Raw genomic sequence first — 25,539 nt, forward strand, 5'->3', positions numbered from 1 at the left:
GCGCCCGTACCCCCTACGCGCGGAAGCGCCCGTACCGTACGCACTGATCGCGACGGCACGGGCGCCCCACCACCTCAGTGGCCGGAGGCTCCCCGCAGTGCGCGGGCCCGCTCTTCCTCCCGGCGGGCCGCCTCCTGCTCCTGCCTTCCTTCGGCCTTCATCCGCTCGTCGCCGAGGGCGATGCCGTCCGACTCCTTCTTCATGCCTTTCAGCCGGCGCGCCTTGGCGCGGGCCATGTCGGTGCTCTTACCCACAGCTGCCTCCGTACCGCGAGGAGATTCACGCTTCTCCCTCCCACTATGCCTACGCGCGCCGCAGAACGCAGGAGGCCGCCGGTACGGGCTCTAGAGCACCGGACCGTCGTCCTCGTCCTCGGGCCCGCCGGCCTCGACCCGCAGCGCCAGGTCCTGCAGGACATCGGCCGACGAGACGTCCGTCTGCCCGGAGTCGTGCACCTGCGCCAGCATCGTGAAAGCCAGCGTGAAGGCGCTCACGAGCTGCTCCACCGCGCCGCCGACCTCGCGCCCGACCACGGTCACCACCTCCTCGACGGAGAAATCGTCGGGGATGGCGATGTGGGGCATCGTCTCGTTCAGCAGGGCGGTGACGGCGCCCGCTCCCGCATCCAGGTCTTCCCGTTCGAGGTCCGCCTCCAGCAGGCGCTGCATTTCGCGCGCCTCTGTGAGGATGCCGATCACGCGCTTCACGACTTCCCGTTGCTCCATGGCCGCGAGCATAGGGCGTGCGCACCGGTCACCACGTGCGGTGGAGTGCACTTCTGTGCGGCGTCCGTGTGCTGCCGCGGTGGTTCAGCCGGTGTCGCGCACCGCCACGATGCCGTTGAAGACCCCCGCGTACGCCGTGCCGTCCGGGCCGATGGTGATGGGCGCCCAGTTGTTGTCGTACGCCGGTCCGGTGCCGGTCAGCTTGCGCCAACGGCGTTCACCGGTGCGGAAGTCGACGGCGGTGAGGTACCAGGCGTCGATGCCGAGGGCGTTGGGCTCCTTCTCGTAGAAGTAGAGCAGCCCGTTGGCGGTGGAGAGCTTGGGCACGGTGGAGGGTGAGCGGACGGCGCTCTCCCACACGGTGTCGCACCCGCTGCCGTCGGGCCGTACGTCGATGCGGGTGACACCGCCGACGACGCTGCGGCCCAGGAGGAGCGAGGTGGGGTTCTCGTAGCCGTAGTAGTTCTCGACGACCAGGCTGTTGCCCCAGCTGATGAGGGAGTTGTCGGTGGTGGAGCGCCCGGAGCCGAAGACGGGGACCGAGCAGACCAGGCGGCGGTCGGCGGGGACGTCGGTGCCCCGGCGGTAGACGAGGACGTTCATGCGGTCGTTCGCGTTGTCGGTGATCGCCACGTACTCCTCACCGGTGCCGAAGAGGTCCGGCGTGGTCCCCGAGCCCTGGTTCACCGAGCCGGGCTTGGTGCCCGTGCCCCGGTCGTAGGTCTGGCGCCACTGGATGCGCGGGGTGCCGTCGGGGTCGGCCGTGAAGCTGTAGAGGGCGTGGTCGGAGACGATGGAGACCCCGTCCCGGGCCACGGAGAAGGAGTTCTGGATCTCCTCGCCGGCCAGCCGGACGGAGCGGATGACGGAGGTCTCCGGGTCGACCGTGCCGACCCGGCCGAGCCGGGTGACCCACCAGATGCGGCCCTGCCAGTCGGGCATCACGGAGGTGACGGGGTCGCAGGTGCCGCTGGGGAAGAGGTCGGTCCAGCTGACGCAGTCGTGCGGGACCTGCCCGGTGAGGTCCCAGTCGTTCTCGACGGTGAACTCCCAGCGGCCGGCCGCGTTCTGCCGGTGGGCGATGCGCAGGACGTGCTGGCGCGAGTCGGCGAGGACGACCCGGTCCCGGTCGTCCAGGTAGAAGTAGGCGCCGCCCGAGGTGTCCTTGAAGATACGTGAGAAGTCGAGGCGCGTGATCGCCTCGACGGTGGACGAGCGCTGCGGCAGCTTGTACTCGGCCAGCGTGTCGAGGGTGCGCGGGTCGAGCAGCTTGAGCAGGAAGCCGGTGAAGGTCCCGCAGACCGTGATCAGCCGGCCGGCCGTGTCGAAGGTGGCGGTGGCGCACTCGCCGCCGACCGGGGCGATCTTCTCGCTGACCACTTCCGGGTTCCGGCCGAGCGGCCCGGAGTACGGGTGGGTGCCGCTGCCCGCCGCGTCCGCGTGCATGCCGCTGCGGCCGTTGGGGGCGAGGTACGGGTGTTGCGGGGGCGCCTGGCCGGGGACCGGGGAGGCGGTGGCGGGCGCGCCCTGGTAGTCGCTGACCAGGCGGTGACCGGGAGCCTTCGGGATGTCGTCGGCCACCGCAGGGGCCGCGGGGCCTAGGAGGGTGACGGAGGCGACGGCGAGCGTCAGGGCCAGGACGCGGGTGAGCGCACGGCGGTACGGCGGGGGCATCGGGCTCCTTGATTACGGACGGGGGTCGCGCCGCCGCCCGACGTTAGGACGCACCCCTTGAAGTGTCCATGGAAAGCAGAAGGGTTTCGCGGGCACGACACACGGCCGCAACACCGCGCCACGTGCGGCAACGCCCGCCACACACCGAGCCGAGCCCCGTCCGCCTGTCCCTGCCGCCTGTCCGCTATCCGCTCGCCCGTCCGCGCGGCGGGAGCTTCTTGCGCGAGCGGTTCTCCAGCATCGCCCGGCGGATCCGGGCCGCCGCCGCGTGGGCGTGCTCCGGGGTCGCGGTGTGGTCGGCGACCGAGGTGACGAACCGGTGCAAGGGCTGCCGGCAGCGGGTGCACGGGGCGTCGGTCGTGGCGAGGTGGCCGTCCTCGCACTCGGGGTCGGAACAGGAACCGGGCACCAGCAGCTGCTCGGCGATGTCCTGGGCGCTCCAGCGCCGGCGGCCGTCCTCGTCCTTCTCGTTGAGGGCGTGGGCCCAGCGCAGGTTCCAGCGGCGTTCGATGCGCTCCCGGAGGAGACCGGCGCTGCGGTTACGGCCCAGCTCGTCGTGGATCAGGTCGTGGACGGTGCTCGGGACCCGGCCGCCGAGCGCCTGGAGGAGCTGCTGCGGCAGCGCCTGGAGGACATAGCCGCGCGGATTGCTCTTGGCGTTCTCCCGCCAGCGGTCGCAGGCGCAGGACCCGTCGGGCCTTCTCGGCGCGTGGCAGCGCTCGCACAGCCCGCGGCACTCGGCGCACAGCCCGCCGTCGAGCCCGTCCAGGTGGGGCGCGGGCGCCCGGCCGCACTCCTGGCAGCAGGCGGCGCACGGGCCGCAGAGCCGCTCGTTGCCTGCCTTCGTCGTCCAGGTACGCATCTGGCACCGGCAGCAGAGGCCGGTGTTGCAGTACTCGTGGTGGGCGGCGCCCGAGTGGCGTCCGGGGGGCGGAAAGGACATCTGCCCATTGTGCGGGATCGCCCGGCACAGCGTGGCCGGTCCCGCCGGGGCGGGACCGGCGGCCGGATTCAGGGATGCAGGCCGCTGACCAGGTTGGCGGTGGCGCCGATCCCGTCGTGGATGGTCGGCGCCATGCTCGTACTGGCCAGCAGGAAGCCCAGCAGGGCGCAGACGATCGCGTGCGAGAGCTTCAGCCCGCCGTTGCGGAGGAAGATCACCGCCAGGATCGTCAGCAGCACCACCAATGAGATCGAAATGACCATGGCCAGCCTCCTCCGCCGCGCCGGATTTGCGGCATTCGGCCGCCAGTGTGGCGCAGCGGGGCGGCCGTTCGGCGCACTGGCGTGTCCGCCGAACGGGTACTCCCGGGCTGTGCGGTGTTACGGGGTCGGAGCCACGCCCGTCCGCGCGCGGAGGAAGCGTTCGAGCCCGGCCAGGTCGTCGGTGTTGAGGTGGTCGACCCCGGCGGCCAGCAGCTCGCTCCAGACCGCCTTACGCTCGGGTCCCGGCAGGTCGGGGGTGGCCCAGAAGCGGATACGGCGGCCCTCGCGGTGGGCGGCCAGGACGAGGGTGCGGAGCCGGTCACGCTCGGCGCGGGGGAAGGGGCCCGCACCGAGCCAGCCGAAGGTCTGGGTCCAGTTGGCGCTGATCAGCGGGGTGAACGAGGCGGGCGACGCGGTACCGAGGTCGTCGAGGCGTCCGTCGTAGAAGGCGAGGCGGGTGCGCTGGATCTCCATCGGCGCCCGGGCGGCGCGGTCGCCCGAGATGACGGCGGTGACCGCTCCGCGCCGGACCCGGCCGTGGTGGTAGCGGGTGAACAGGGAGCCGTAACGGGTGAGCTGCCGGTCGAGCTCGCGGTAGGCGGCGACGCCGTCGGCCTTGATGTCGATGAGGAGTTGCAGGGGCCGGCGGTGGTGCGGGTGCACGCTGCCGTGTCCGGCCCGGACCAGGGCGCGTAACGGTTCGAGGTAGAGGCCGGCGAGGGTGCGGCTGGGGTCGAGCCCGGCGGGGTCGTGGGCGACCAGCAGTTCGCCGTCGACGAGGAAGATGTCGGCCTCGACGCTGGTGAAGCCGTGCGCGAGGGCGTCGTGGAGCGGACGTGGGTGCAGGTAGTCGTTGTGCGCGTGGGCGTGGCGGAGAGGGCGGAGCCTGGAGGGGCGGCCGACGGTGGCCGGGGACGCGGCGACCGGGGACGCGGCGGCTACTCCGGCGGGAGCGGCGATCACCGCGGCGGCGGTGGCGAGGGTGACGGTGAGGGCGCGGCGGCGGGTCGGGGCGGGCGGTACAGCCATGGAGGCTCCCTGAAGCGTCGGCGGGGCCCGGGACGGGCCGGACGCGACGAGTATGGTGCCGACCGGCAGCCGATCGTCAGGTACCTGCCATGTATTGGCCCGATCGTCGCCCGCCGGTCAGCGCTTGATAAGCTGTCAGCGACTTCTCAGGCCTTCCCGCCGCGGATCCACAACCACATCCGCATCCACCGGGGAGGCTTTTTCATGCCTCACCACACACACATACGCGTACTCCTCGCCACAGCGGCCGACCGCCCCCGTCACCCCAGCGGCACGCTCTCCGCGTTCCGCTCGCCCCAGCGGACCGTCCGGTCGCACCAGCGTTCCAGCAGCACCCGGTCGTGGCCGACGGCCAGGAGCGCGGCGCCGGACTCCGCGCGGTACGCCTCCACCACGGCGACCAGCGCGGCCGTCGTCGAGGCGTCCAGCATCGCGGTCATCTCGTCGCAGATCAGCAGCCCCGGCCGCAGCACGAGCGCCCGCGCCAGGCAGGCCCGCTGGAGCTGCCCGTCGCTCACCGCGTGCGGGCGGCGCTCCAGCAGTTCGGCGGAGAGGCCGACCAGCGGGGCCAGCTCCGCCACCCGGGCCGGGACCTCGCGGCGGCGGCCGGTGGACCGGAGGGGCTGGGCGATGAGTTCGCGCAGGCTGAGGCGGGGGTCGGCGGAGAGACGGGGCTGTTGGAAGACGACGCCCACGGCCGTGCGCTGCTCCTGCGGGGCGCGGTGCCGCCAGCCGCGTACGACCGTCCCGTCGAGGGTCATGGTTCCGGCGTCCGGGCGGTGCAGGAGGGCGGCGACCTTGGCCAGGGTGGACTTGCCGCAGCCACTGGGGCCCAGGAGCCCCACCGCCTCGCCGTGCCCGACGATCAGGGAGACGTCGCGGACGACCGGGGCGCGGCGGTCGTACCCGGCGGTGATACGGGTCAGCTCAAGCATCGGCGGCCGCCTTCGTGAGGGAGTGCGACGCGCGGCCGGTCAGCCCGTGGTGGCAGGCGAGGCCGTCGTCGAAGGCCGGGCGTTCGGTGGTGCAGCGGGCGTCGGCGCGGGTGCACCGGGCGGCGAAGGCGCAGCCGTCGGGGAGCGCGCCGAGTTCGGGCGGCATGCCGGGGATGGGGGCGAAGTCCCGTTCGGGCAGGGCGTCGAGCAGGCCCTTGGCGTACGGGTGGCGGGGGCCGGGTGCGCCGAAGAAGGGGCCGGCGTCGGCGATCTCGACGATCCGGCCCGCGTACATCACGGCGACCCGGTCCGCGATCCGCTCGGCCGCCGCCAGGTCGTGGGTGATGATCAGCAGCGCCCGGCCCTCGTCGGTGTGGCGGCGCAGTTCGTCGACGGTCCGCTCGACCAGGTCCCGGTCGAGGCCGGTGGTCGGCTCGTCCGCCAGGAGCAGCGGGGCGTCGCCGATCAGGGCGAGGGCGGTGGCGGCGCGCTGGGCGAGGCCGCCGGAGAGTTCGTGCGGGTAGCGGTCGAGATGGTCGGCCGGGAACGAGGCGCGGGCAGCCGCCTCCCGTACAGCCGCGGCCCCGCGCACCCCGGTCAGCTCCCGCAGGGTCTCCTCCAGCTGGGCGCGGACGGTGCGCACGGGTGTGAGGTGGGCGGCGGGGCTCTGCGGTACGAGGCCGATGCGCCGTCCCCGTACCGTACGGGCCAGCGTCCGCTCCCCCGCCGTCAGCAGGTCGATGTCCCCGCCGAGCACCGCGCTGCCGGTGGTCTGCGCGTTGGCCGGGAGCAGGCCGAGCAGGGCGGAGGCGAGCACCGACTTGCCGCAGCCGCTCTCGCCGACCAGGGCGAGGCACTCCCCCGGCGCGACGGAGAACCGGGCGCCGGTGACGGCGGCGATGTCCCGGCCGCCGCGCATCCGGAAACGTACGGACAGGTTCTGGACGTCGAGGACGGCCGCAGCGTGGTCGCGGGTCACAGCATCAGCTCCGATTTCCGGCGCGGGTTGATCCGGTCCCGCCAGGCTCCGGCGATCCCCGCCAGGGCGAGCGTCGGGATGATCAGGAAGAGGCCGGGGAAGAGCGTCGGCCACCAGTCCCCCGCGAGCAGCGAACCGCGCGCGGACTGGACGAGGTTGCCGAGGCTGGCCTGGTGGGCGGGGAGTCCGAGCCCGAGGAAGGAGAGCGCGGACTCGTGCCACATGGCGTGCGGCACCATGAGGACCGCCGCGAGCCCGGCCTGCGGGAGCACCCCGGGCAGCAGGTGGCGCACGATGACCCGGACCCGGGAGGCACCGCCGGAGACGGCCGCGTCGATGAAGGGGCGCGAGCGCAGCGAGAGCACCTCGGAGCGGACGATCCGGGCGGTGGAGATCCAGTGGGTGAGGGCCACCGAGATGATGACCGGCCAGACCCCGGGCCGGAACATCGCCACGATGAAGATGCCGAGCAGCAGGTGCGGGATGGAGGACAGGGTGTCGACGATCCGCATCACGACCCGGTCCGGCCAGCCGCCGAACGACCCGGCGAGCGCGCCGATCGCCGTACCGATGACGGTGGCGGTGAGGGCCGCGACCAGTCCGACCAGCAGCGAGACGCGGAGCCCGTAGACACAGCGCAGCAGCAGGTCGCGCCCGACGTCGTCCGTCCCGAAGGGGTGGGCCCAGGACGGCGGGTGGAGCTTGTTCGAGAGGTCGACGGCCTGCTGGTCGAGTTGGGCCAGCGGCGGCACGATCAGCACGGCGAGCGCGACGGCGACGACGATGGTCACGGAGGTGGCGACCCGGATACGGCGGGTGGTGCGGCCCGGCAGCGGGGCGAGCGCGGTCTCAGCCATCGAAGGCCACCCGGGGGTCGGCGAGCCCGTAGAGCAGGTCGGAGAGCAGGTTGCCCAGCAGGACGGCTGCGGTGGCGAGCACCGTCAGCGCGGCCAGCAGGGAGAAGTCGACGGAGGTTGCGGCCTCCACGGTGGCGGCGGCGATGCCGGGCCAGCTGAAGACGGTCTCGATGAGGAGCGCCCCGGTGATGAGTTCGGGGACGCGGGAGCCGATCAGGGTGAGCATCGGCAGCATCCCGGAGCGCAGGGCGTGGCCCAGGAGCACCGTGCGCTCGCTCAGCCCGCGGGCGCGCGCCCCGCGCACCGGGTCCTCGGCGAGTGCGTCGGTGACCCCTTGGCGTACGTACAGGAAGAACCACGGCAGCTGGGAGATCCCGAGGACGGCCGCCGGCAGGACGAGGTGGGAGGCGACCTGGCCGAAGGTGATGGTCTCGCTGGCGGCGTCGGTGAGCCCGCCGGCCGGGAGGAGGTCCAGCTTCAGGGCGAAGAGCCAGATGGCGAGGAGGCCGAGCCAGAAGGAGGGCGCGGCTTCCAGGGTGTACGCGGCGGAGCTGACGGCCCGGTCGAGCCAGCCGCCGGGCCTGCGCGCGGCGAGGACGCCGAGTGCGGTGCCGAGGAGGATCGCGATCAGGAAGGCGGAGGCGGCGAGCAGGACGGACCAGCCCATGCGCTCGACGATCACGTCGGAGACCGGCTGGCGCATCACGCTGGAGTCTCCGAGGTCGCCCTGGAGGGCCGAGGTCAGCCAGTTCCACCAGCGGGTGACGAGCGGCTGGTCGACGCCGAGGTTGGCCCGGAGCTGGTCCAGGTTCTCCTGCGAGGCGGTGAGGCCCGCGGTGCCCGCGTACGCCTTGACGGGGTCGAACGGGGACGCGGCGGCGACGGCGAAGACGCCGAAGGTGACGGTGAGGAGGACCGGGACGGCGAACAGGGCCCGCCGTCCCGTCATCCGTGCCATCGGCCCCCAGGGGAGGCGGGGCTTCACTTCTTCGTCTCTCCCGTGCTTTCCGGCTTCCACTTCTCGACGTTCCACCAGGGGCCGGAGGCCAGCCCGTGGTCGTGCGGCTCGACCTGGGTGGTGAGGGGGCCGAAACGGTCGTCGACGACATAGAGGTGGTCGATGTGGGTGAGGAAGGTGTAGCCCGGGTTCTTCACCAGCTCGCGCTGGACGGTGTCGTAGGCCTTCTTCCGCTCGGCCTTGTCCCCGCTCCTGCGGCCTGCCTCGATCGCCGCGTCCACGGCCTTGTTGTCGTACCAGGCCATGTTGTTGAAGCCGTCGCCCGCGAGGGAGGACTTCAGCAGGGTGTACTGGTCGAAGTCGGGGTCGGCGGGCGAGCCGCCGCCCGCGAGCACGGCGTCGTGCTTCATCCGGGGCTCGATGACCTCCCAGGTCCCGGCCTCGGTGCGGATGTCGATGCCGGCCTTCTTGGCGTCGGAGGCGTAGGCGAGGGCGTGCTCCTGGCGGAGCTTGTCACCGCTGAGGTACCAGAGGGGGAACGTGGCGCGCACGCCGTCCTTCACGCGGACGCCGTCCTTGCCCGGCTTCCAGCCCGCCTCGTCCAGGATCTTCTTCGCGGCGGCGACATCGTGCTTGCGCTCGGTGCCCTGGGTGAACCACTCGCTGTCGGTGGGGACCGGCCCGTAGGCGGGCTTGCCGCTGCCGTTGAGGATGGCGTCGACCATCGTCTGCCGGTCGACCGCGACATCGAGGGCGCGGCGCACGGCGGTGTCACCGGCGACCTTGTTGTTGGTGGGCAGCGTCACCGTGCGGTAGTCGTAGCTGTTCGCGGCGTACGTCTTCTTGCCCTTGTCGTTCGCGAAGCCCTTGGCCAGGTTGGGCGGCAGGATCGCGCCGTCCAGGTCGCCGGAGCGCAGCCGGGTGGCGCGTACGTCGTCGTCCTTGATAATCGCCATGGTGAACTTCTTCACCTCGGGTTCGCCGCCCCAGTAGTGGGGGTTGGCGGTGAAGCTGAGCTTCTCGCCCTTGGACCACTTGGTGAGGACGTACGGTCCGGTGCCGATCGGCTTGGTGGTGAAGGCGCCGGTGTTGACGTCCTGCTTGCCCGCGATGTGCTCGGGGGCGATGGGCAGGACGGTGCGCTGGGCGAACGGCGCGTAGGGGTACTTGAGCGTGAAGACGACGGTGTCCTCGCCCTTGGCCGTGACGTCCTTGACGGCGTCCAGCTCGGTGCGGGAGGGGTTGTTGGTCTTCGCGTCGAGGATGGTGCGGTAGGTGAAGACGACGTCCTTGGCGCCGAACGCCTTGCCGTCGCTGAACTTCACGCCCTGGCGCAGCTTGTACGTGTACGTCAGCCCGTCTTCGCTGATCTCGGGCAGCGCGGCGGCGAGGGCCGGCCGGAGCTTCATGTCGGCGTCCAGGGCGAGCAGCCCGTCGAAGATCTTGGAGTTGCCGTCCTTGCCGTAGCCGAGCAGCGGGCTCAGGCTGTCGGGCTCGTAGGCGATGCCGACGACGGCCGAGGTGGTCCCGGTGCCGGAACCGGCCTTGGGGCTGTCCGGGTTGGAGCAGGCTGCCGCGGTCAGGGACAGTGCGGTCACCAGCGTGGCGGCGACCGCCCCCCGTATCGATCGGGCCGTCATACTCTGCACATCCCTGTTCAAGATCGACTGTTATTGCGAACAGTATGCAATTAAACAGCACGTAAAAGGCCCTGGTACACCCCGCCTCGACAGGCGAGACGCGGGTACCAGGGCCTTGGCCCGACAGGCTGCTACGGAGCCGGCAGCTCCGCCAGCTCCGCGACGGCCTCGCGGTGGGTGCCCGCCGAGCCGTACGCGATCGAGTCCGCCTTGGCGCGCTTGAGGTAGAGGTGCGCCGGGTGTTCCCAGGTCATCCCGATCCCGCCGTGGAGCTGGACGCACTCCTCGGCGGCGTGGACCGCGACGCCGGAGCAGTAGGCCTGGGCCACCGCGACCGCGAGCGGGGCGTCGGGGCTGCCGGTGGCCAGGGCGTCGGCGGCGTTGCGGGCGGCGGCACGGGCCGAGACGACCTCCAGCCAGAGCTGGGCCATCCGGTGCTTGAGCGACTGGAAGGAGCCCACGGGCCGGTTGAACTGGTGGCGTTCGCGGGTGTACCGGACGGTCTCGGTGAGGCACCACTCGGCGATCCCGAGCTGTTCGGAGGCGAGCAGTCCGGCTCCGGCGAGCAGGCCGCGCCGTACGGCGGTGGTGCTCGCGTCCGCATCGGCGAGCAGGGTCCCGGTGGCGCCGGACAGCGTGAGGGTGGCGAGGGGACGGGTCAAATCCAGCGGTACGAGGGGTTCCACCACCACTCCGGGGGCCGTCGCCTCGACCGCGTACAGGCCTTCGGCGGTCGGCACCAGCAGGACGTCGGCCACGGCCGCGTCGGCGACTCCTCGTACCGTGCCGTCGAGTGAGGTGAGGGCCGCCCGAGCACCGGAGGGCGGGGTGGCGAAGGGCACGGCGAGCACCGCCGTACGCGCACCGGAGGCCAGCTCGGCCAGGAGTGCGGCGGCCGGTCCGCCGTCCCGCGCCAGTGCGAGCAGCGTCTCCGTCGCCACGACGGAGCTGGTCAGGTACGGGGCCGGGGCCACGCTGCGGCCCAGCTCCTCCAGGACCACGGCGGCCTCCCGGTGGGACGCGCCCTGGCCGCCGAGCTTCTCCGGTACGAGGAGTCCGGCGGCGCCGATGCCGGTGGCCAGCGCCTCCCACAGCCGGGGGTCGTACGGCGTGTCGGACTCGGTCGCCGCGATCACCGTCGGCGCGTCGGCCCGGTCGGCGAGGAGGGCGCGTACGGCGGAGCGCAGGTCCTCCTCGTCCTGGGTGTAGAGGAGGTCCGGGGTGGCGGAGGGCTGTTCCGGGGTGGCGGCGGGGGGCTGGGTGGGCGCGGTCATCGGCTCAGGTCCTTCCAGGCGACGTCCTTGTCGTTGCGGGGTTCGGCGGGCAGCCCGAGGACGCGCTCGGCCACGATGTTCAGCAGGACCTCGCTGGTGCCGCCCTCGATGGAGTTGCCCTTGGAGCGGAGGTAGCGGTAGCCGGCGTCGCGGCCGGTGAAGTCGACCAGCTCCGGGCGGACCATGGTCCAGTCGCCGTACAACAGGCCCTCGTCGCCGAGGAGTTCGACTTCCAGGCCGCTGATCTGCTGGTTGAGGCGGGCGAAGGCGAGCTTCATGCCCGAGCCCTCGGGGCCGGGCTGTCCGGCGACGAGCTGCTGGCGCAGCCGCTCCCCGGTGAGCCGGGCGACCTCGGCCTCGACCCAGAGGGTGAGCAGGCGCTGGTGGGTGTCGTGGGTGCGCAGGTCGGGGCGGTTCCGCCAGGTCTGCGAGACCGGGCCGATCATGCCGCCCTCGCGCGGGATGCGGGAGCCGCCGATGGAGACGCGCTCGTTCATCAGCGTGGTCTGGGCGACCTTCCAGCCGTCGCCGACGGGGCCGAGCCGATGGCTGTCGGGGATGCGTACGCCGGAGAGGAAGACCTCGTTGAACTCGGCCTCCCCGGTGATCTGGCGCAGCGGCCGGACGTCCACGCCGGGGTCGGTCATGTCGCAGATGAAGTAGCTGATGCCCCGGTGCTTGGGGAGGTCGGGGTCGGTGCGGGCGATGAGGATCGCCCACCGGGCCACATGGGCGCTGGACGTCCAGACCTTCTGCCCGTCGATCACCCAGTCGTCGCCGTCGCGGACGGCCCGGGTGGCGAGCGCCGCGAGGTCGGAGCCGGCGCCGGGCTCGCTGAAGAGCTGGCACCAGACCTCCTCGCCCACCCACAGCGGGCGCAGGAAGCGCCGCTTCTGCTCGTCGGTGCCGAAGCCGAGGATGGTGGGCGCGGCCATGCCGAGGCCGATGCCGATGCGGCGCGGGGCGTTGTCCGGCGCGTCGGCGGCGGCGAGTTCGGCGTCGACCACCTGCTGGAGCGAGCGGGGCGCGTCGAGTCCGCCGAGGCCCACCGGGTAGTGGACCCAGGCGAGGCCCGCGTCGAACCGGGCCTTCAGGAAGTCGGTGCGGTCGGTGGTGGCGGGCGGGTGCGCGGTGAGGAGTTCGCGGGTGCGGCGGCGGATCTCGGTGGCGTCGACGGCCGGTGCGGCGGCGGGGCTCATCGGGCACCTCCGGGCAGGACGACGATGCGGCCGGTGCTGGTGCCGTCGGCGACGCGCTGGACGGCCTGCGCGGCTCCGGCCATCCCGACACGCTCGCTGATCAGGGGTTTGACGATCCCCTGGGCGGCCAGCTTGGTCAGCTCGTCGTGGCAGGCGCGGACGGCGGCGGGGTCCTTGGTGTTGTAGAGGCCCCAGTGCAGCCCGACGATGGAGTAGTTCTTCACCAGGGCGTGGTTGAGCGCCGGGGCCGGGATGTTTCCGCTGGCGAAGCCGACGACGAGGACGCGGCCCTCGAAGGCGATGCACTTGACGGACTTGGCGTACGCCTCGCCGCCGACCGGGTCGTAGACGACGTCCGCGCCGCGCCCGCCGGTGGCTTCCTTCACGGCGGCGACGATGTCCTCGCTGCGCCGGTCGATGACCAGGTCGCAGCCGAGCTCACGGGCGACGGCCGCCTTGTCCGGTCCGCCGACGACCCCGATCACGGTGGCGCCCGCGGCCTTGCCGAGCTGGACTGCCGCGCTGCCGACCCCGCCCGCCGCCGCGTGGACCAGGAGGGTCTCCCCGGCCTGGAGGTTCGCACGGCGGTGGAGGCCGAACCAGCCGGTCTGGTAGCCGATGTGGAGGGCGGCCGCTTCTGCGTCGTCCAGGGCGTCGGGGGCGGGCAGCAGCGCCGCCTCGTCCGCGACGACGTACTCGGCGAAGCCGCCGTACGGCAGGGCGGGGGTGGCGAGGACGCGCCGCCCGTCCTCCGTCGTGCCGCACACCTCGACGCCCGGGGTGAACGGCAGCGGCGGCCGCACCTGGTACTGGCCCCGGCAGAGCAGGGCGTCGGGGAAGTTGACGTTCGCCGCGGCGACCCGGACGAGCACCTGCCCGTCGCCGGGGGTGAGCCGGTCCGTCTCCTCCAGGCTCATCACCTCGCCCGGCTCGCCGTTCCGGTGCACTCGCCATGCCTGCATGAGGGGCCTCCACAACACTGTCGGCATCAACCGCTGCCGCTGTCGGCATTTCCACTGCTCGCGTAACCACTGCTCGCGTAACCAGCGCTCCGGCGCATACTAAGCGGTCGCTTGCCCATCTGGGAACACCCCGGCGAGCCGGGCGAAGCGGCCCCTTCAGCCCCGCTTCGGCTTGGCCCGCACATGCATCCGCTCGCCCTGCGGGCCGAAGAGGCTCAGGAACTCCACGGGCTTGTCCTCCGCGGGCCCGAACCAGTGCGGCAGCCGGGTGTCGAACTCGGCGGCCTCCCCCGGCTCCAGCACCAGATCGTGCTCGGCCAGCAGCAGCCGCAGCTTCCCGGAGAGCACGAACAGCCACTCGTACCCCTCGTGCGTGCGCTGCTCCGGCACCTCGCCGCTGCCCGCCTCCTGCACCATCTTGTACGCCTGGAGTCCGCCGGGCCGGGCGGTCAGCGGCAGCATCGTCCGGCCGTGCTGCACGATCGGCTTGGCCCGCACCCGGGGGTCCCCGACCGGCGGGGCGCCCACCAGGTCGTCGAGCGGGACCTCGTGGGCACGGGCGATCGGGAGCAGCAGCTCCAGACTGGGGCGGCGGCCGCCGGACTCCAGCCGGGAGAGCGTGGAGACGGAGATCCCGGTGGCGGCGGAGAGCGCGGAGAGGGTGACCCCGCGGTCCTTGCGCAGGCGGCGCAGGCGGGGGCCGACCCCGGTGAGGACGGCGTCGAGTTCGGGGTCGTCCCGGTCGTGTTCCTTCATGCGCCCATTGCAGAATCGGCAAGCGGGATTGTCAATCCCGCCTACGCGGTCAGGGGCCCGCTCCGCGCCCCGGCGGTATCAGTGGGCGAAGACCTCGAAGGTGACCGCCGGGCGCCCGCCGAACCGGTCGGCCTCGGCCCGCACCATGCCCTCCAGGAAGGTCCGGCAGTACGTCTCCGGCTCCTCCTCGCTCAGGGCCTCGATGTACGTGCGGTGCGCGAGCAGGGACTCCACGGAACGTTCGAACCCCGCCGTCGCGTCCACCGCGTGCGTGGGCCGGTCGCTGCCCGCCACGGCGGTCCACCGCACCCCGTCCCACGGCTCCAGGCCCTGTTCCTGCAGCTCCGGGAAGATCCACCGGTTGCCCGCGTCGGCGACGGCGTCCAGGGTGGCCCGGCCGACCGCCCGGTGGTCGGGGGTGTTCCAGGCGACGCCGCCCCAGGTGTCGCGATGGTTCAGGGTGACGACCAGTTCCGGGCGGTGGCGGCGGATGGCGGCGGCGATGTCGCGGCGCAGGCCGGTGCCGTACTCGATCACCCCGTCGCGGTGGTCGAGGAACTCCACCGTACGGACCCCGACGACGGCGGCGCTCGCCCGCTGCTCCCGCTCGCGGAGCGGCGCGCACTCCTCGGGCGGCAGGGTGTCGATCCCGGCCTCGCCCCGGCTGGCGAGGAGGTAGACGACCTCCCGGCCGCCGTCGGTCCAGTCGGCCACGGCGGCGGCCGCGCCGTACTCCAGGTCGTCGGGGTGGGCGACCACCGCCAGGGCGCGGGTCCAGTCGGCGGGCAGGGGTTCGAGCGGCTGCTGCGTCATACCCGCAGGCTACCGACGATCTTGCGAGGGAGCCGTGACCGGCGGGTCTCCGGGTAGGGGAGGGGAATGCGGGCGGGCCGTACGGTGCTGGAAACACGGACAGCCGCTGCTGGGGACACGTGTAGAGTCCCAGCCCTCCCGCGCCGCCCCGGTCGACGAAAGGACCCCGCTCGTGCCCAGCCCCGCATCCCTCTCCCCCGCCCAGGCCGCAGCCCGTCTGGAGGAGTTCACCGTGATCGATGTGCGGGCTCCCGGCGAGTACGCCGCGGGCCACGTACCCGGCGCGCTGAACATCCCGCTCGACAAGCTGCCGGACGCCCTGCCCGCCCTCAAGTCCGCATCCGCCCGCGGCTCGCTGCTGGTGGTGTGCGCCTCCGGGGTCCGCTCCACCCGGGCCTGCGAGATCCTCGCGGGCGCCGACATCGAGGCCGCCACACTCACCGGCGGCACGTCCGCCTGGGAGGGTGACGGCCGCGGCCTGGACCGGCCCGAGGGTGCCCGTGCCGTCTGGCCCATGGAGCGCCAGGTGCGGCTCGCGGCCGGTTCGCTGGTGGTGGCCGGGCTGGTGGCGGGCATCCGCTTCCCGGCCGCCCGCTGGCTCTCCGCGGGGATCGGCTCGGGCCTGGTCTTCTCGGCCGTCACCAACACCTGCGGCATGGCCTCGGCCCTGTCGAAGCTCCCGTACAACCGGGCGCCGCGCTCCGCCGAGGACCTGGACGCCACGCTGGAGGCGCTCCAGCGCTGACGTCCGCCGCGCCGATGGTCAGGCTTCGCCCCTGACCATCGCGAGCAGCCGGTCCAGGACGCGCGGTCCGCCGGCGCGCACCCCGTCGTGCTCGTACTCGTTCGTCACCCAGGTGCGCAGCCCCCGGATCGCGGCGGCCGTGCGCAGCGAGTGCTCGGTGTCCACGTACATGTCGTCGTGGTAGACGGCGGCGGCGACGGGCACCTGGTTGGCGGCGAGCCGCTCGGGGTCGTAGAGCGCGGGCCAGCCGGTGCGCTGCGCGAGGAGCTCGGCGGTCTCGCGCAGCGGGCGCAGCGCCGGGTCGACGTCGAAGTGCCAGGGGTGGACGGTCTCGCCGGTGAAGAGGAGCGGCCCGTCGCCCGCCAGGGCCGCCGCCGCGTCGAACTGCGGGAACTCGGTGCGTACGCGTTCGGCGGACCAGCCGGTGGGACGCTCGCCGTATCCGTAGATCGCCTCGTGGATCAGGGCGTAGAGCGGGTGTCCGGCGAACGAGGTGGCCGAGCGCAGGGCCTCCTGGAAGGTGTCGGAGAGCTCGGTGCCGTGCGGGGTGCGGACGAACGCGTTCTCCAGCAGGTAGTGGAGCTGGTGGCTGCCGCTGCCGGTGCCGAGCAGGATGCCGAGCGACTGGAAGAGTTCGGGGGTCAGCCGGTGGCCGGCGCTCTCGGGGCGGTGTTCGGCCAGGTACGCGGCGATGGCGCGGGCCCGGTCGACGTCCTGCGGGTAGCGGGCGTAGTGCGCGGCGACCTTCCGCTCGATCCGGGGGTACGCGGCCCGGTAGACGTCGTCCGCGTGGGCGTCCAGCGAGGGCAGCCCCCCGGTGATGAGGACCGCCGCGAGTCCCTCGGGCGCCGAGGAGAGGTAGCGGACCGCGCAGAACCCGCCGAAGGACTGGCCGAGCACCGTCCAGGGGACGCCGCCGGTCAGCCGGGGGCGGATGAGCTCGCAGTCCCGGACGATGGCGTCGGAGCGGAAGTACGCGAGGTAGTCGGCCTGTTCCCGGGGGCCGCCGCGCAGCGGGAGGGTCTGCCGGTTGGCGGGGGTGGACAGGCCGGTGCCGCGCTGGTCGAGCAGGAGCACCCGGAACTCGCGCAGGGCCCGGCCGAGCCAGGCCTCCGTACCGGTGAACCGGCGGGCGCCGAAGCCGGGGCCGCCCTCCAGGTAGACCAGCCAGGGCAGCTTCTCGCCCGCCCTCCCGGCGGCCACGGCCTCGCGCCCGTACACCTCGATCTGCTCGCCGCCGGGGTCGCTGTGGTCGAGGGGGACGGTGAAGCGGTGGTCGGTGAGGACGACGCCGGGCTGGCGGTAGCTGGTCACGGGTGCTCCTGTGTCGTGGGGCCGGGCGGGTCCTGATGAGTCCTGATGAAAAGGCCAGTTCAGCACATGGCCCGCCGCCGTCGGCGAAGGGGCGGGTGCCCCGGACGGTCCCGGCCCGTGTGCGCCGCGCCCGGGGCGCTTCTACTGTGCGGACATGATCCGGTTCGAGCAGGTCGGCAAGGTCTACCCGGACGGGACGACGGCGGTCGACGGGCTCTCCTTCGAGGTGGCGGAGGGCGAGCTGGTGACGCTGGTCGGGCCGTCGGGCTGCGGCAAGACGACCACCATGATGATGGTGAACCGGCTGATCGAGCCGACGTCGGGCCGGATCCTGGTGGGCGGCGAGGACATCGCCGGGATCGACCCGGTGAAGCTGCGCCGCCGGATCGGCTATGTGATCCAGCAGGTCGGCCTCTTCCCGCACCGCACGGTCCTGGACAACACCGCGACCGTCCCCGCGCTGGTCGGCTGGAAGCGTGCGCGGGCCCGGGAGCGGGCGGCGGAGCTGCTGGACCTGGTGGGCCTGGACCCGAAGACGTACGGCTCGCGCTATCCGTCGCAGCTCTCCGGCGGTCAGCGCCAGCGGGTCGGCGTGGCGCGGGCGCTCGCCGCGGACCCGCCGGTGCTGCTGATGGACGAGCCGTTCGGGGCGGTGGACCCGGTGGTGCGGGAGCGGCTGCAGAACGAGTTCCTGGCCCTCCAGGAGCGGGTGCGCAAGACGGTCCTGATGGTCACGCACGACATCGAGGAGGCGGTCCGGATGGGCGACCGGATCGCGGTGTACGGGGAGGGGCGCATCGAGCAGCTGGACACCCCGGCCGCCGTGCTCGGCACCCCGGCGACCCCGTACGTGGCGCAGTTCGTGGGCTCCGACCGGGGGTTGAAGCGGTTGTCGGTGACCGCGATCGAGGCGGAGGACCTGGAGGAGCCGCCGGTGGCGCGGCTGGACGAGCCGGCTCCGGTGGCGGCGGAGCGGCTGCGGGCGGCGGGGGCCCGGTGGGCGGTGGTGCTGAACGGGACGGGCGAGCTGCACGGCTGGGTGTCGGCGGACGCGCTGCGGAGCGCCGGGGAGCGGGGGACGGTGGGCGCTCTGGCCCGCCGGATGGAGGCGTGGGTGCCGGTCGGCGCCCCGTTGAAGCAGGCGTTCAGCGAGATGCTCCAGCACGACGCGGGGTGGGTGGCGGTGCTGGACGGGGCCCGGTTCCTCGGGGTCCTGACCCCCGCGAAGCTCCATGAGGCGCTGCGCCGGTCGGTGGACGCGGACGCGCAGGGGGTGGGGCGCGAGGAGGTGGACTTCGACTCGGTGGCGGACGCGTGAGCGGGGGCGGCCGGTCTGAGGGAGTACGAGCCCCCGCAGACCGGCCGCCCCCGGTGTCTCCCTTGTACGGGAGGTCAGTTGAGAATCGCGCGGAAGATCGCGCCGAACACGCGTCCCACCGCCCCCAGCGCACCGGTCTCCACCACGACCTCCGCCATGTCGGTGCCGGCGTCGGCCGCCTCGGCCCCGTGCTCCTTCACTCGGCAGCGGCGGCACACTCCGCGACGCAGCCGTCCCCGTTTCGTGCAGCGCGTGCACGCCTTGCGCAGAATCCCCATGCGGTCAGGATCTCATCCCGGGCAGCAGGGGCGGGAGGTCACCTGCCGCGCCGGTAGCTGCTGCCGTCCCGGGGCCGGACCAGGAGCCCGGCGACGACCAGGTGGCGGCGGAGCGCGGAGCAGTCCTCGTGAACGGTGAGCAGCGCCTCGTTGACCTCCTGCTCGGTGTACGAGCGGTCGCGAGCGAACAGCGTCTCGGCGAGGTGCACCAGCAGCTGCTCCAGCCGGGCCTGCTTGCGCGGGATCGTGACCAGCCGGCCGTGCGTGAAGAGCGCGGAGACCTGGTGCGTACGGCGGACGGGCTGCTGCGGCGGCAGGGTCGATTGTTCAGACATGGGCCCGAGCGTCGCAGGCTCCGAACGGGCGGGCAACGCGTTTTCCGCGCGCCGGGAACGGCGGCCCGTCCTCCCGTTGACAGCGTCGGGCACCCTCGCTCTAATGGTCCGCGTGCAGCGTGACGTCGGCCAAAGAGATCTGGGCCGGCCGGCGGTCAAGCCAGCACCTTCTTCCAGGGACGACGTGATGAGTCCACTCACCGCCCGCCGCTTCTGACGCCCGACGCCTTCGCGACCGCGCGTGCCGCCGTTCCCGGCCGCACTGCGCGCCCCGCGCCGTGCCGTGCCGTATCCACACCCTTTCCACACCCTTCTCCGGGAGACCCAGAACACCCATGCCCTCTGCCTTCCAGCAGTCCGTCATCGATGAGTTCCGCGCCAATGCGGGCAAGGTCGGCGGCCCCTTCGCCGGGTCCGACCTCCTCCTGCTGACCACCACCGGCGCCCGCACCGGGCGGCCGCACACCACCCCGCTCGGCCATGTCCGCGACGGCGAAAGGGTGTTGGTCGTCGGCTCGAACCTCGGCGCCCCGCACCACCCCGACTGGTACCACAACCTCCTCGCCCACCCGGCGGTCCAGGTGGAGCTGGGTGACCAGGAGTTCGAGACCGTCGCCGTACCCGCCGAAGGGGCCACGCGCGACGAGCTGTTCGCACGGGTGGTGGCCGAAGCGCCCGGCTACGCGGAGTACCAGGCGGCGACCGACCGGGTGCTGCCGGTCGTGGTCCTGCACCTCCCCGACCCGCAGGAACCGGCCCCCGCCATCACCTCGCTGGCCGGCAAGCTCACCGAGGTGCACACCTGGCTGCGCGGCCAACTGGCCCAGGTGCACGCGGAGACGGAAGCGCACTTCACCGCCCGCGCCGCCCATCGGGGAGCGGGCGCCCCGCCCCCTCCCGGCCTCGGCCTCCAGATCCGGCAGCGCTGCCTGGCGTTCTGCCAGGCGCTGGAGTTCCACCACACGAGCGAGGACGGCCATGTGTTCCCGGTGATGGAGGGGTACCACCCCCACCTCCGCCCCGTCTTCGACCGGCTCCGGGAGGAGCACCGGTCGATCGCGGCCGTGCAGTCGGCGCTGGCGGCGCTGCTGGCCGGTGTCGCCATCGCCGATCCGGACCGGTTCCGTGCCGAACTGACGCGGATGACGGAGCAGTTGACCGCTCACCTCGACTACGAGGAGGCCGAGATCCTGCCCCTGCTGGCGGACGTGCCGTGGCCGCCGGCCGCCCGTTGAGCACTCAGCCCTTCGGGATGAGCCTCTTCGACTCCAGGTAGGTGCGCGCGACGTCCTCGGGGAGCCTGCGCCAGCTGTCGACCTGTTCGTTCATGGACGCCAGGTCGGCGGTGGTCAGGACGGTGTTGAGCCGGCCGAGGGCGTCGCGCACGCCCGCGCTGCCGGCGCGGGCGCGGTTGACGACGGGGACCACGTAGTCGGCGTTCTGGAGCTTCTTGTCGTCCGCCAGCAGGACCAGTCCGAACTGGTCGAGGGTGGCGTCGGTGGTGGTGGTCAGGACCATCTGGTCCTGACCGTTCTGGACGGCCTGTTTCGCCTGGGTGGTGCCGACGCCCTTCGGGTCGACGGCGACGATGTCGATGCCGTACGTCTTCTTCAGCCCGGGTGCGCAGTAGGGCCGCTGGACGCATTCGTCGCCCGCCGCGAGGCGCACCGGGAGCTCCGCCCGGCCGAGGTCGCTCAAGGTCTTCAGGTCGTGCTGCTTCGCGTAGGAGGCGGCGACCGCGAAGGCGTTCTGGTCGACGGCCCGGCCGGGGGCGAGCACGGTGAGCCCGCGCAGGGCCGCGAGCGCGCGCAGCGCCTTCATGGTGGCGGCGAGGTCGGGCGATCCGACGGGGACCGCGTCGGCGCCGTTGGCCTTGGCGTTCAGCCAGTCGGCGAAGGTCGCCGCGTACTCCGGTACGACGTCGATCTGGCCGCTCTCCAGGGCGGGTTCGTAGATCTCGCGGTTGGTGACGGAGATGATGTCGGTGGAGTATCCGGCGCGCTCCAGGAGGAGGGCGTACATCTGGGCCAGCAGGTCGCTCTCGGTGAAACCTGCCGAGCCGATGGTCAGCTCCTTGCTGTCGCCGGGCGGCGCGGTGACCTCGCCCTGGTTCTCCAGGCTGGGGCCGGTGGCGCAGGCGGTGGCGACGAGCAGGAGGAGCCCGGCGAGGGCGCGGTTCAGGAGGGTCATGCGGCCTCCCTCCCCCGGCCGGGTGCCATCCGCTGCCCCGCCTCGAAGAGGCTCTCGACGAGGAGGGCGAAGACCGCCACCAGGATCGCCCCGGCGACCACCTGCGGGGTGGAGGCGAGGTTGAACCCGGCGGTGATGATCCGGCCCAGTCCCCCGCCGCCGGCCAGGGCGGCGAGGGTGGCGGTGGCGACCAGCTGCACGGCGGCGATCCGGACGCCGGTGAGGATCAGCGGGAGGGCGAGCGGCAGCTCCACGCTCCACAGCATCTGGCGCCCGGTCATGCCCATCCCCCGGGCGGCCCGCACGACGTCCCGGTCGACCTCGCGCATCCCGACGTACGCGTTGGTGAGCAGCGGTGGCACGGCGAACAGCACGAGCGCGATGATCGTCGGCCACTGACCGTACGTGCCCACGGGGGTGAGCAGCAGCAGGACGAGCACGGCGAAGGTGGGCACCGCCCGGCCGATGTTGGAGATGTTGACGGCGAGCGCGCCGCCCTTGCCGAGATGGCCGAGGACCAGGGCGACGGGCAGCGCGATCAGGCAGCTGATGAGCAGGCAGACGACGGTGAGGAAGAGGTGTTCACCGAGCCGGTTCCAGATCCCGTCGGGGCCGGACCAGTGGGTGGCGGTGGTGAGCCAGGACCAGGTGTCGGAGAGCACGTTCATGTCTGCCTCCGCGTCCAGGGGGTCAGCAGCCGTTGCGCGCCCAGGAGGAGCAGGTCGGCGGCGACGGCGATGACGACGCAGAGCACGGACGCGGTCAGCACCTGGGCCTTGAAGTAGGTGTTCATCCCGGAGTAGATGAGGTTGCCGAGCCCGCCGTATCCGACGATCGCGCCCACCGTGACGAGGGAGACGGCGGAGACGGTGGCGATCCGCAGTCCGGCCATGGCGGCGGGCAGCACGAGCGGGAGTTCCACGGCGAGCAGCAGGCGCAGCGGCCCGTACCCCATGCCGCGCGCGGCCTGCCGGGTCTCCTCGGGGACGGCGCGGAGCCCGGCGAGGATGTTGCGGACCAGCAGGGTCAGCGAGTAGAGGACGAGCCCCGTGACGACGAGCGCGGCGGAGAGCCCGTACACCGGCAGCAGCAGCGAGAACATCGCCAGCGACGGGATGGTGTAGAGGATCGTCGTCAGCCCCAGCACGGGACCGGCGGCCCAGCGCCAGCGGCGGGCGGCGAGGGCCAGCGGGACGGCGAGGGCGAGCCCGATGAGGACGGCGAGCGCGGTCAGCTGGAGGTGCTGGAGGGCAGCGTCCATAAGGATCTCCCGGCGGCTGGAGAGGTAGGCGCCGCAGATCCATTCGTTGCGTGCGAGGCAGTCGTCCGGGGGTGCCGTCACCCGCCCATTCCAGCCCGGCCACGGAGGCACCGCCCGTCCTGTTCGCCCGTACGGGGAAGCCGCCGGGACGGCACTGCGCGGGCGGACCCGCCGCCGTACGGTGGGAGGGAGCGAGCGCACGCGTCCCCGCACGCCGTGTGCGGCCCCCCGGCAGAGATGGCAGGTGCCCGCGATGGCCGGTGAGATCTCCTTCTTCGAGCTCGGGGTGGACGATCCCGAGAAGGCCCGGACGTTCTACGGTGCCTTGTTCGGGTGGAACTTCGAGCCGGGCCCCTCGGGTGAGGGCGGCTTCGCGATCGGGACCCCCAGCGGGCAGGGGGGTGTCCACGGCGGTGATCCCGGGGGCGGCCCGTATCTCTTCTTCCGGGTCGACGACCTGGCCGCCGCGGTGGCGCAGGTGCGTGAACTGGGCGGCAGCGTGGAGGGCACGGACCTGGGCGAGGACGACGCGTCGGCCGCCCGGTTCGGCCGTTTCCGGCTCTGCCGCGACGACCAGGGGTCCTCCTTCGGCCTGCACGAGCCGCCCCGCGCCGACTGACGGCCGAGGGTCCGGTTACGCCCAGGGGGACTCCCGGAGAACGTCCTGCGGGGTTCGAGCAACCCCGGGCGCCCCGGCGCCGTCTTGATCACTGACAGAACGGTTCGCCGCCCGGGAACGAGCGGCGTCCGCCCCCACCTGTACCGGGCTCGGAGAACCGGCCAACTATGCACCCTATGTATACACCTGGCGCATAGTGGACACCGGCCCGTCCCGGGCACCGCGCGGAAGGCTCCCATGCAGACCAAGGCACTGGCGCCCGAGTACCAGGGCGCTCTCACCAAGATGTCGGTGAACGCCTCCCTCACCGACGTCCTGGCCGAGGGCGTACGGCATCTGAAACAGGCCGAGCTCTCCGGCTCCCAGGAGGAGGTGGCGCGCAGCGGGCTCGCCGTGGCCGAGGCGCACCGCCGGCTGGGGCAGGTCGAGGAGGCGGACCGGGCGTGGAAGGCCAGCTACCGGGCCGCGCGCTCGGCCGGAGCCACCGGGGCGATGGCCTGGGCGCTGTGGAGCGGGGGGACACTGGCGCGCCAACGGGGTTCGCTGCGCCTGGCGTTCCGGCTGCTGGGGCTCGCCGCCGAGCTGGGCAAGCGCGGCGGCGACGTGGTCGCGCGCGGCTACTCGCTCGCCGGACTGGCCGAGACCGGGCGCATCCAGGGCGACTACGAGACCGTCGCCACCCTGCACGAGCAGCTCCTCGCCGAGGCCCGCGCCCGGGGCGAGGCGCGCCACACGGTGTGGGCGCTGGAGGGCATCGCGCAGATCCACCGCAACACCGGGCAGCTCGACTCAGCCCTGGAGATGTTCGAGGAGGCGGCCGCCCTCGCGGGTGACGCGGATGACCGGCGGGGCCGGGCCTGGGCCCTGCGCGGCATCGCTGACATCGTTTCCCTCCGTGACGGGGCGACGGAACGCGCGCTCGGTCTGCTCGCCGAGGCCGAGGTCACCTGCCGGGAGATGAAGCTCTCCAGCGCGCTCGCCTACAACCACAAGATGCGCGCCAACGTGCTCTTCCGCGCCGGACGGTACGAGGAGGCCCGCGAGGTCTACGAGCAGGCGCTCGGCGAGTTCCGCGCGATGACCGAGCCCCGGGGCGAGGCGCTGGCGGCCCTGGGTCTGGTCAAGGCGCGCGCGCGGCTCGGGCGGGACCGCGCGGACACGGCCTCCGAGCTGGACGAGCTGCGGGGCAGGCTGAGCCGGATCGGGCTGCTCAACGCCCGGGAGATGGTGGAGAAGGCGTACGCCGAGCTGGGCGTGGAACCGGTCGCGGATCTCCAGGAGGCCTCCTCGGCGACCGCCCCCGGCACCGGATCCGCCGCCGCGCACGAGGAGGCCCGGGCCCGATGACCCTGTCCACGACCCGTCAGGCGGCCGCGCCGCAGATACTCGACCGGTGCCGCGAGCTGGTCCGGCCCGCCCTGGTGGAGTCGGTGCGCCGGCTCCACCCCTGGCACGCGGAGATGGCCGCCTTCTCGCTGGGCTGGAGCGGGGTGGACGGCGACCCGGTCCCCGGCTCGCAGGGCAAGGGGGTCCGCCAGGCGCTCGCGGTGCTCGGCGCGGAGGCCGCCGGGGGCAGCGGCCTGGACGGGGTCACCGGCGCGGTCGCCGTCGAGCTCGTCCACACCTTCTCCCTCATCCACGACGACATCATGGACGGCGACGAGACCCGGCGCCGCCGCCCGACCGTCTGGAAGGCGTACGGCACCGGACCCGCCGTCCTGACGGGGGACGCCCTCTTCGCGCTGGCCGTCCGGATCCTGACGGAGGTCCCCGGCGCGAGGGGTACGGCGGCGGTGCGCCATCTGTCGGGTGCGCTGGGCGACCTGGTGCACGGTCAGGCGCAGGACCTGCTCTTCGAGTCGCGGCCGTGGACGGGGCCCGAGGCGGTCCTGCCGCACGAGTACCGCGCGATGGCCACGCACAAGACGGGGTCCCTGCTCGGCTGTGCCGCCGCGCTGGGTGCGGTGCTGGCCGGGGCTCCGGCGCCCACGGCCGACGCGCTGGACCGGGCGGGGCGGCATCTGGGCGTGGCGTTCCAGGCGGTGGACGACCTGCTGGGGATCTGGGGCGATCCGCAGATCACGGGGAAGCCGGTCCACAGCGACCTGCGGCGGCTCAAGAAGACCTTCCCGGTCCTCGCCGCACTGGCGGCCGACCACCCGGCGGCCCGGCGGCTGGAGGCCCTCCTCACCGGGGCCGGGCCGCTCGACGAGGCGGGGCTGCGCCGGGCGGCCGAGCTGGTCGACGAGGCCGGCGGGCGCCGGGCCACGGTCACCGAGGCCCGGGAGCACCTGCGGGCCGCCCGCGCCTGCCTGGACGGGGTGGAGCTCCACGAGGGCGCGCGCGGGGACCTGCTCACCCTGATCCCGTTCCTCGTCGACCGCACCGGGTGACCTGGGGCCGGCGGCCTTTCCCGGGCCGCCGGCTGCGAGGATGGACACCCTCGAAGCCCCTTCACACCCCGAAGGCCGG

General features: G+C 73.1%; 28 protein-coding genes. 6 read left to right on the forward strand and 22 right to left on the reverse strand.

The genetic code is table 11. The features are described from left to right. Positions 1 to 74: 74 nt before the first annotated feature. The 16 genes from IF17_RS0113710 to IF17_RS0113785 form a co-directional block, all read right to left on the reverse strand. Positions 75 to 254, reverse strand: coding sequence for a hypothetical protein (locus IF17_RS0113710; RefSeq protein ID WP_018512921.1), 180 nt, complete (start codon positions 252 to 254; stop codon positions 75 to 77). Positions 255 to 344: 90 nt separating this feature from the next. Then, on the reverse strand, positions 345 to 737 hold the full coding sequence (locus tag IF17_RS0113715; protein WP_018512922.1) for a hypothetical protein: 393 nt from the start codon (positions 735 to 737) through the stop codon (positions 345 to 347). 72 nt (positions 738 to 809) lie between these two features. Beyond that, positions 810 to 2,399 (reverse strand): hypothetical protein, encoded by a 1,590-nt coding sequence (locus tag IF17_RS0113720; protein ID WP_030565540.1) that lies wholly within the window; start codon positions 2,397 to 2,399, stop codon positions 810 to 812. A 184-nt stretch (positions 2,400 to 2,583) separates the two neighbouring features. Next, the gene (locus IF17_RS0113725; RefSeq protein ID WP_030565542.1) at positions 2,584 to 3,342 is read right to left on the reverse strand and encodes a hypothetical protein; all 759 of its coding nucleotides are present in this window, start codon (positions 3,340 to 3,342) and stop codon (positions 2,584 to 2,586) included. Positions 3,343 to 3,410: 68 nt separating this feature from the next. Further along, positions 3,411 to 3,605 carry a hypothetical protein gene (locus IF17_RS0113730; RefSeq protein ID WP_018512925.1) on the reverse strand — a complete coding sequence of 65 codons (195 nt, stop codon included), beginning with the start codon at positions 3,603 to 3,605 and terminating at the stop codon, positions 3,411 to 3,413. Between the two features lie 117 nt (positions 3,606 to 3,722). Further along, a complete protein-coding gene (locus tag IF17_RS0113735; protein ID WP_030565544.1) occupies positions 3,723 to 4,634 on the reverse strand; it encodes a phosphatidylinositol-specific phospholipase C/glycerophosphodiester phosphodiesterase family protein in 912 nt (303 codons plus the stop codon). A 260-nt stretch (positions 4,635 to 4,894) separates the two neighbouring features. Continuing rightward, a complete protein-coding gene (locus IF17_RS0113740) occupies positions 4,895 to 5,569 on the reverse strand; it encodes an ABC transporter ATP-binding protein (protein WP_030565545.1) in 675 nt (224 codons plus the stop codon). Beyond that, positions 5,562 to 6,488 (reverse strand): ABC transporter ATP-binding protein, encoded by a 927-nt coding sequence (locus tag IF17_RS0113745; protein WP_237667344.1) that lies wholly within the window; start codon positions 6,486 to 6,488, stop codon positions 5,562 to 5,564. The genes IF17_RS0113740 and IF17_RS0113745 overlap by 8 nt, the downstream gene beginning before the upstream one ends. 56 nt (positions 6,489 to 6,544) lie before the next feature. After that, positions 6,545 to 7,405 carry an ABC transporter permease gene (locus IF17_RS0113750; protein ID WP_030565549.1) on the reverse strand — a complete coding sequence of 287 codons (861 nt, stop codon included), beginning with the start codon at positions 7,403 to 7,405 and terminating at the stop codon, positions 6,545 to 6,547. Further along, positions 7,398 to 8,363, reverse strand: a complete 966-nt coding sequence (locus IF17_RS0113755) for an ABC transporter permease (protein WP_030565551.1) — start codon at positions 8,361 to 8,363, stop codon at positions 7,398 to 7,400. The genes IF17_RS0113750 and IF17_RS0113755 overlap by 8 nt, the downstream gene beginning before the upstream one ends. A gap of 23 nt (positions 8,364 to 8,386) precedes the next feature. Next, positions 8,387 to 10,003 carry an ABC transporter substrate-binding protein gene (locus tag IF17_RS0113760; RefSeq protein WP_030565553.1) on the reverse strand — a complete coding sequence of 539 codons (1,617 nt, stop codon included), beginning with the start codon at positions 10,001 to 10,003 and terminating at the stop codon, positions 8,387 to 8,389. Between the two features lie 131 nt (positions 10,004 to 10,134). After that, the gene (locus tag IF17_RS0113765; protein ID WP_030565554.1) at positions 10,135 to 11,277 is read right to left on the reverse strand and encodes an acyl-CoA dehydrogenase family protein; all 1,143 of its coding nucleotides are present in this window, start codon (positions 11,275 to 11,277) and stop codon (positions 10,135 to 10,137) included. Beyond that, a complete protein-coding gene (locus IF17_RS0113770) occupies positions 11,274 to 12,476 on the reverse strand; it encodes an acyl-CoA dehydrogenase family protein (protein WP_030565556.1) in 1,203 nt (400 codons plus the stop codon). The genes IF17_RS0113765 and IF17_RS0113770 overlap by 4 nt, the downstream gene beginning before the upstream one ends. Continuing rightward, a complete protein-coding gene (locus IF17_RS0113775) occupies positions 12,473 to 13,438 on the reverse strand; it encodes an NADPH:quinone oxidoreductase family protein (protein WP_030565558.1) in 966 nt (321 codons plus the stop codon). The genes IF17_RS0113770 and IF17_RS0113775 overlap by 4 nt, the downstream gene beginning before the upstream one ends. 156 nt (positions 13,439 to 13,594) lie before the next feature. Beyond that, the gene (locus IF17_RS0113780) at positions 13,595 to 14,194 is read right to left on the reverse strand and encodes a helix-turn-helix domain-containing protein (RefSeq protein WP_030565560.1); all 600 of its coding nucleotides are present in this window, start codon (positions 14,192 to 14,194) and stop codon (positions 13,595 to 13,597) included. 78 nt (positions 14,195 to 14,272) lie between these two features. Continuing rightward, positions 14,273 to 15,007, reverse strand: a complete 735-nt coding sequence (locus IF17_RS0113785; protein ID WP_030565562.1) for a PIG-L deacetylase family protein — start codon at positions 15,005 to 15,007, stop codon at positions 14,273 to 14,275. A gap of 172 nt (positions 15,008 to 15,179) precedes the next feature. On the opposite strand from IF17_RS0113785, the gene IF17_RS0113790 reads away from it, so the two are divergent. After that, positions 15,180 to 15,752, forward strand: coding sequence for a rhodanese-like domain-containing protein (locus IF17_RS0113790; RefSeq protein ID WP_030565564.1), 573 nt, complete (start codon positions 15,180 to 15,182; stop codon positions 15,750 to 15,752). 18 nt (positions 15,753 to 15,770) lie between these two features. Here the strand turns inward: IF17_RS0113790 and IF17_RS0113795 are convergent, their stop codons facing one another. Next, complete coding sequence (locus tag IF17_RS0113795; RefSeq protein ID WP_030565566.1) at positions 15,771 to 17,066, reverse strand: alpha/beta fold hydrolase; 1,296 nt, start codon at positions 17,064 to 17,066, stop codon at positions 15,771 to 15,773. A gap of 154 nt (positions 17,067 to 17,220) precedes the next feature. Between IF17_RS0113795 and IF17_RS0113800 the strand changes: the two genes are divergently transcribed. Beyond that, on the forward strand, positions 17,221 to 18,384 hold the full coding sequence (locus IF17_RS0113800) for an ABC transporter ATP-binding protein (protein ID WP_030565568.1): 1,164 nt from the start codon (positions 17,221 to 17,223) through the stop codon (positions 18,382 to 18,384). Positions 18,385 to 18,458: 74 nt separating this feature from the next. Here the strand turns inward: IF17_RS0113800 and IF17_RS1000000138960 are convergent, their stop codons facing one another. Then, positions 18,459 to 18,662: a hypothetical protein gene (locus IF17_RS1000000138960; RefSeq protein ID WP_143660203.1), complete on the reverse strand. Its 204-nt coding sequence runs from the start codon at positions 18,660 to 18,662 to the stop codon at positions 18,459 to 18,461. A gap of 38 nt (positions 18,663 to 18,700) precedes the next feature. Next, entirely contained in the window at positions 18,701 to 18,997 is a 297-nt protein-coding gene (locus IF17_RS0113810; protein ID WP_030565570.1) for a DUF2087 domain-containing protein, read from the reverse strand. A 335-nt stretch (positions 18,998 to 19,332) separates the two neighbouring features. Between IF17_RS0113810 and IF17_RS0113815 the strand changes: the two genes are divergently transcribed. Beyond that, complete coding sequence (locus IF17_RS0113815; RefSeq protein ID WP_030565571.1) at positions 19,333 to 20,232, forward strand: nitroreductase/quinone reductase family protein; 900 nt, start codon at positions 19,333 to 19,335, stop codon at positions 20,230 to 20,232. Between the two features lie 4 nt (positions 20,233 to 20,236). Here IF17_RS0113815 and IF17_RS0113820 read toward each other — a convergent pair whose 3' ends face one another. The 3 genes from IF17_RS0113820 to IF17_RS0113830 are packed head-to-tail and all read right to left on the reverse strand — an operon-like array spanning position 20,237 to position 22,529. Further along, positions 20,237 to 21,187 (reverse strand): ABC transporter substrate-binding protein, encoded by a 951-nt coding sequence (locus IF17_RS0113820; protein ID WP_030565573.1) that lies wholly within the window; start codon positions 21,185 to 21,187, stop codon positions 20,237 to 20,239. Further along, positions 21,184 to 21,855 carry an ABC transporter permease gene (locus IF17_RS0113825; RefSeq protein ID WP_030565575.1) on the reverse strand — a complete coding sequence of 224 codons (672 nt, stop codon included), beginning with the start codon at positions 21,853 to 21,855 and terminating at the stop codon, positions 21,184 to 21,186. The genes IF17_RS0113820 and IF17_RS0113825 overlap by 4 nt, the downstream gene beginning before the upstream one ends. After that, complete coding sequence (locus IF17_RS0113830) at positions 21,852 to 22,529, reverse strand: ABC transporter permease (RefSeq protein WP_030565577.1); 678 nt, start codon at positions 22,527 to 22,529, stop codon at positions 21,852 to 21,854. Before IF17_RS0113830 ends, IF17_RS0113825 begins: the two co-directional genes overlap by 4 nt. A gap of 172 nt (positions 22,530 to 22,701) precedes the next feature. On the opposite strand from IF17_RS0113830, the gene IF17_RS0113835 reads away from it, so the two are divergent. From IF17_RS0113835 to IF17_RS0113845, 3 genes are all read left to right on the forward strand, one after another. Continuing rightward, positions 22,702 to 23,067 carry a VOC family protein gene (locus tag IF17_RS0113835; RefSeq protein WP_030565579.1) on the forward strand — a complete coding sequence of 122 codons (366 nt, stop codon included), beginning with the start codon at positions 22,702 to 22,704 and terminating at the stop codon, positions 23,065 to 23,067. A gap of 237 nt (positions 23,068 to 23,304) precedes the next feature. Continuing rightward, positions 23,305 to 24,414, forward strand: a complete 1,110-nt coding sequence (locus IF17_RS0113840; RefSeq protein ID WP_030565581.1) for a tetratricopeptide repeat protein — start codon at positions 23,305 to 23,307, stop codon at positions 24,412 to 24,414. Then, complete coding sequence (locus tag IF17_RS0113845; protein WP_030565583.1) at positions 24,411 to 25,460, forward strand: polyprenyl synthetase family protein; 1,050 nt, start codon at positions 24,411 to 24,413, stop codon at positions 25,458 to 25,460. The genes IF17_RS0113840 and IF17_RS0113845 overlap by 4 nt, the downstream gene beginning before the upstream one ends. Positions 25,461 to 25,539 lie beyond the last annotated feature (79 nt).

It is taken from the genome of Streptomyces cyaneofuscatus (assembly GCF_000718135.1).
In the GTDB taxonomy this organism is placed as follows: Bacteria; Actinomycetota; Actinomycetes; order Streptomycetales; family Streptomycetaceae; genus Streptomyces; species Streptomyces cyaneofuscatus.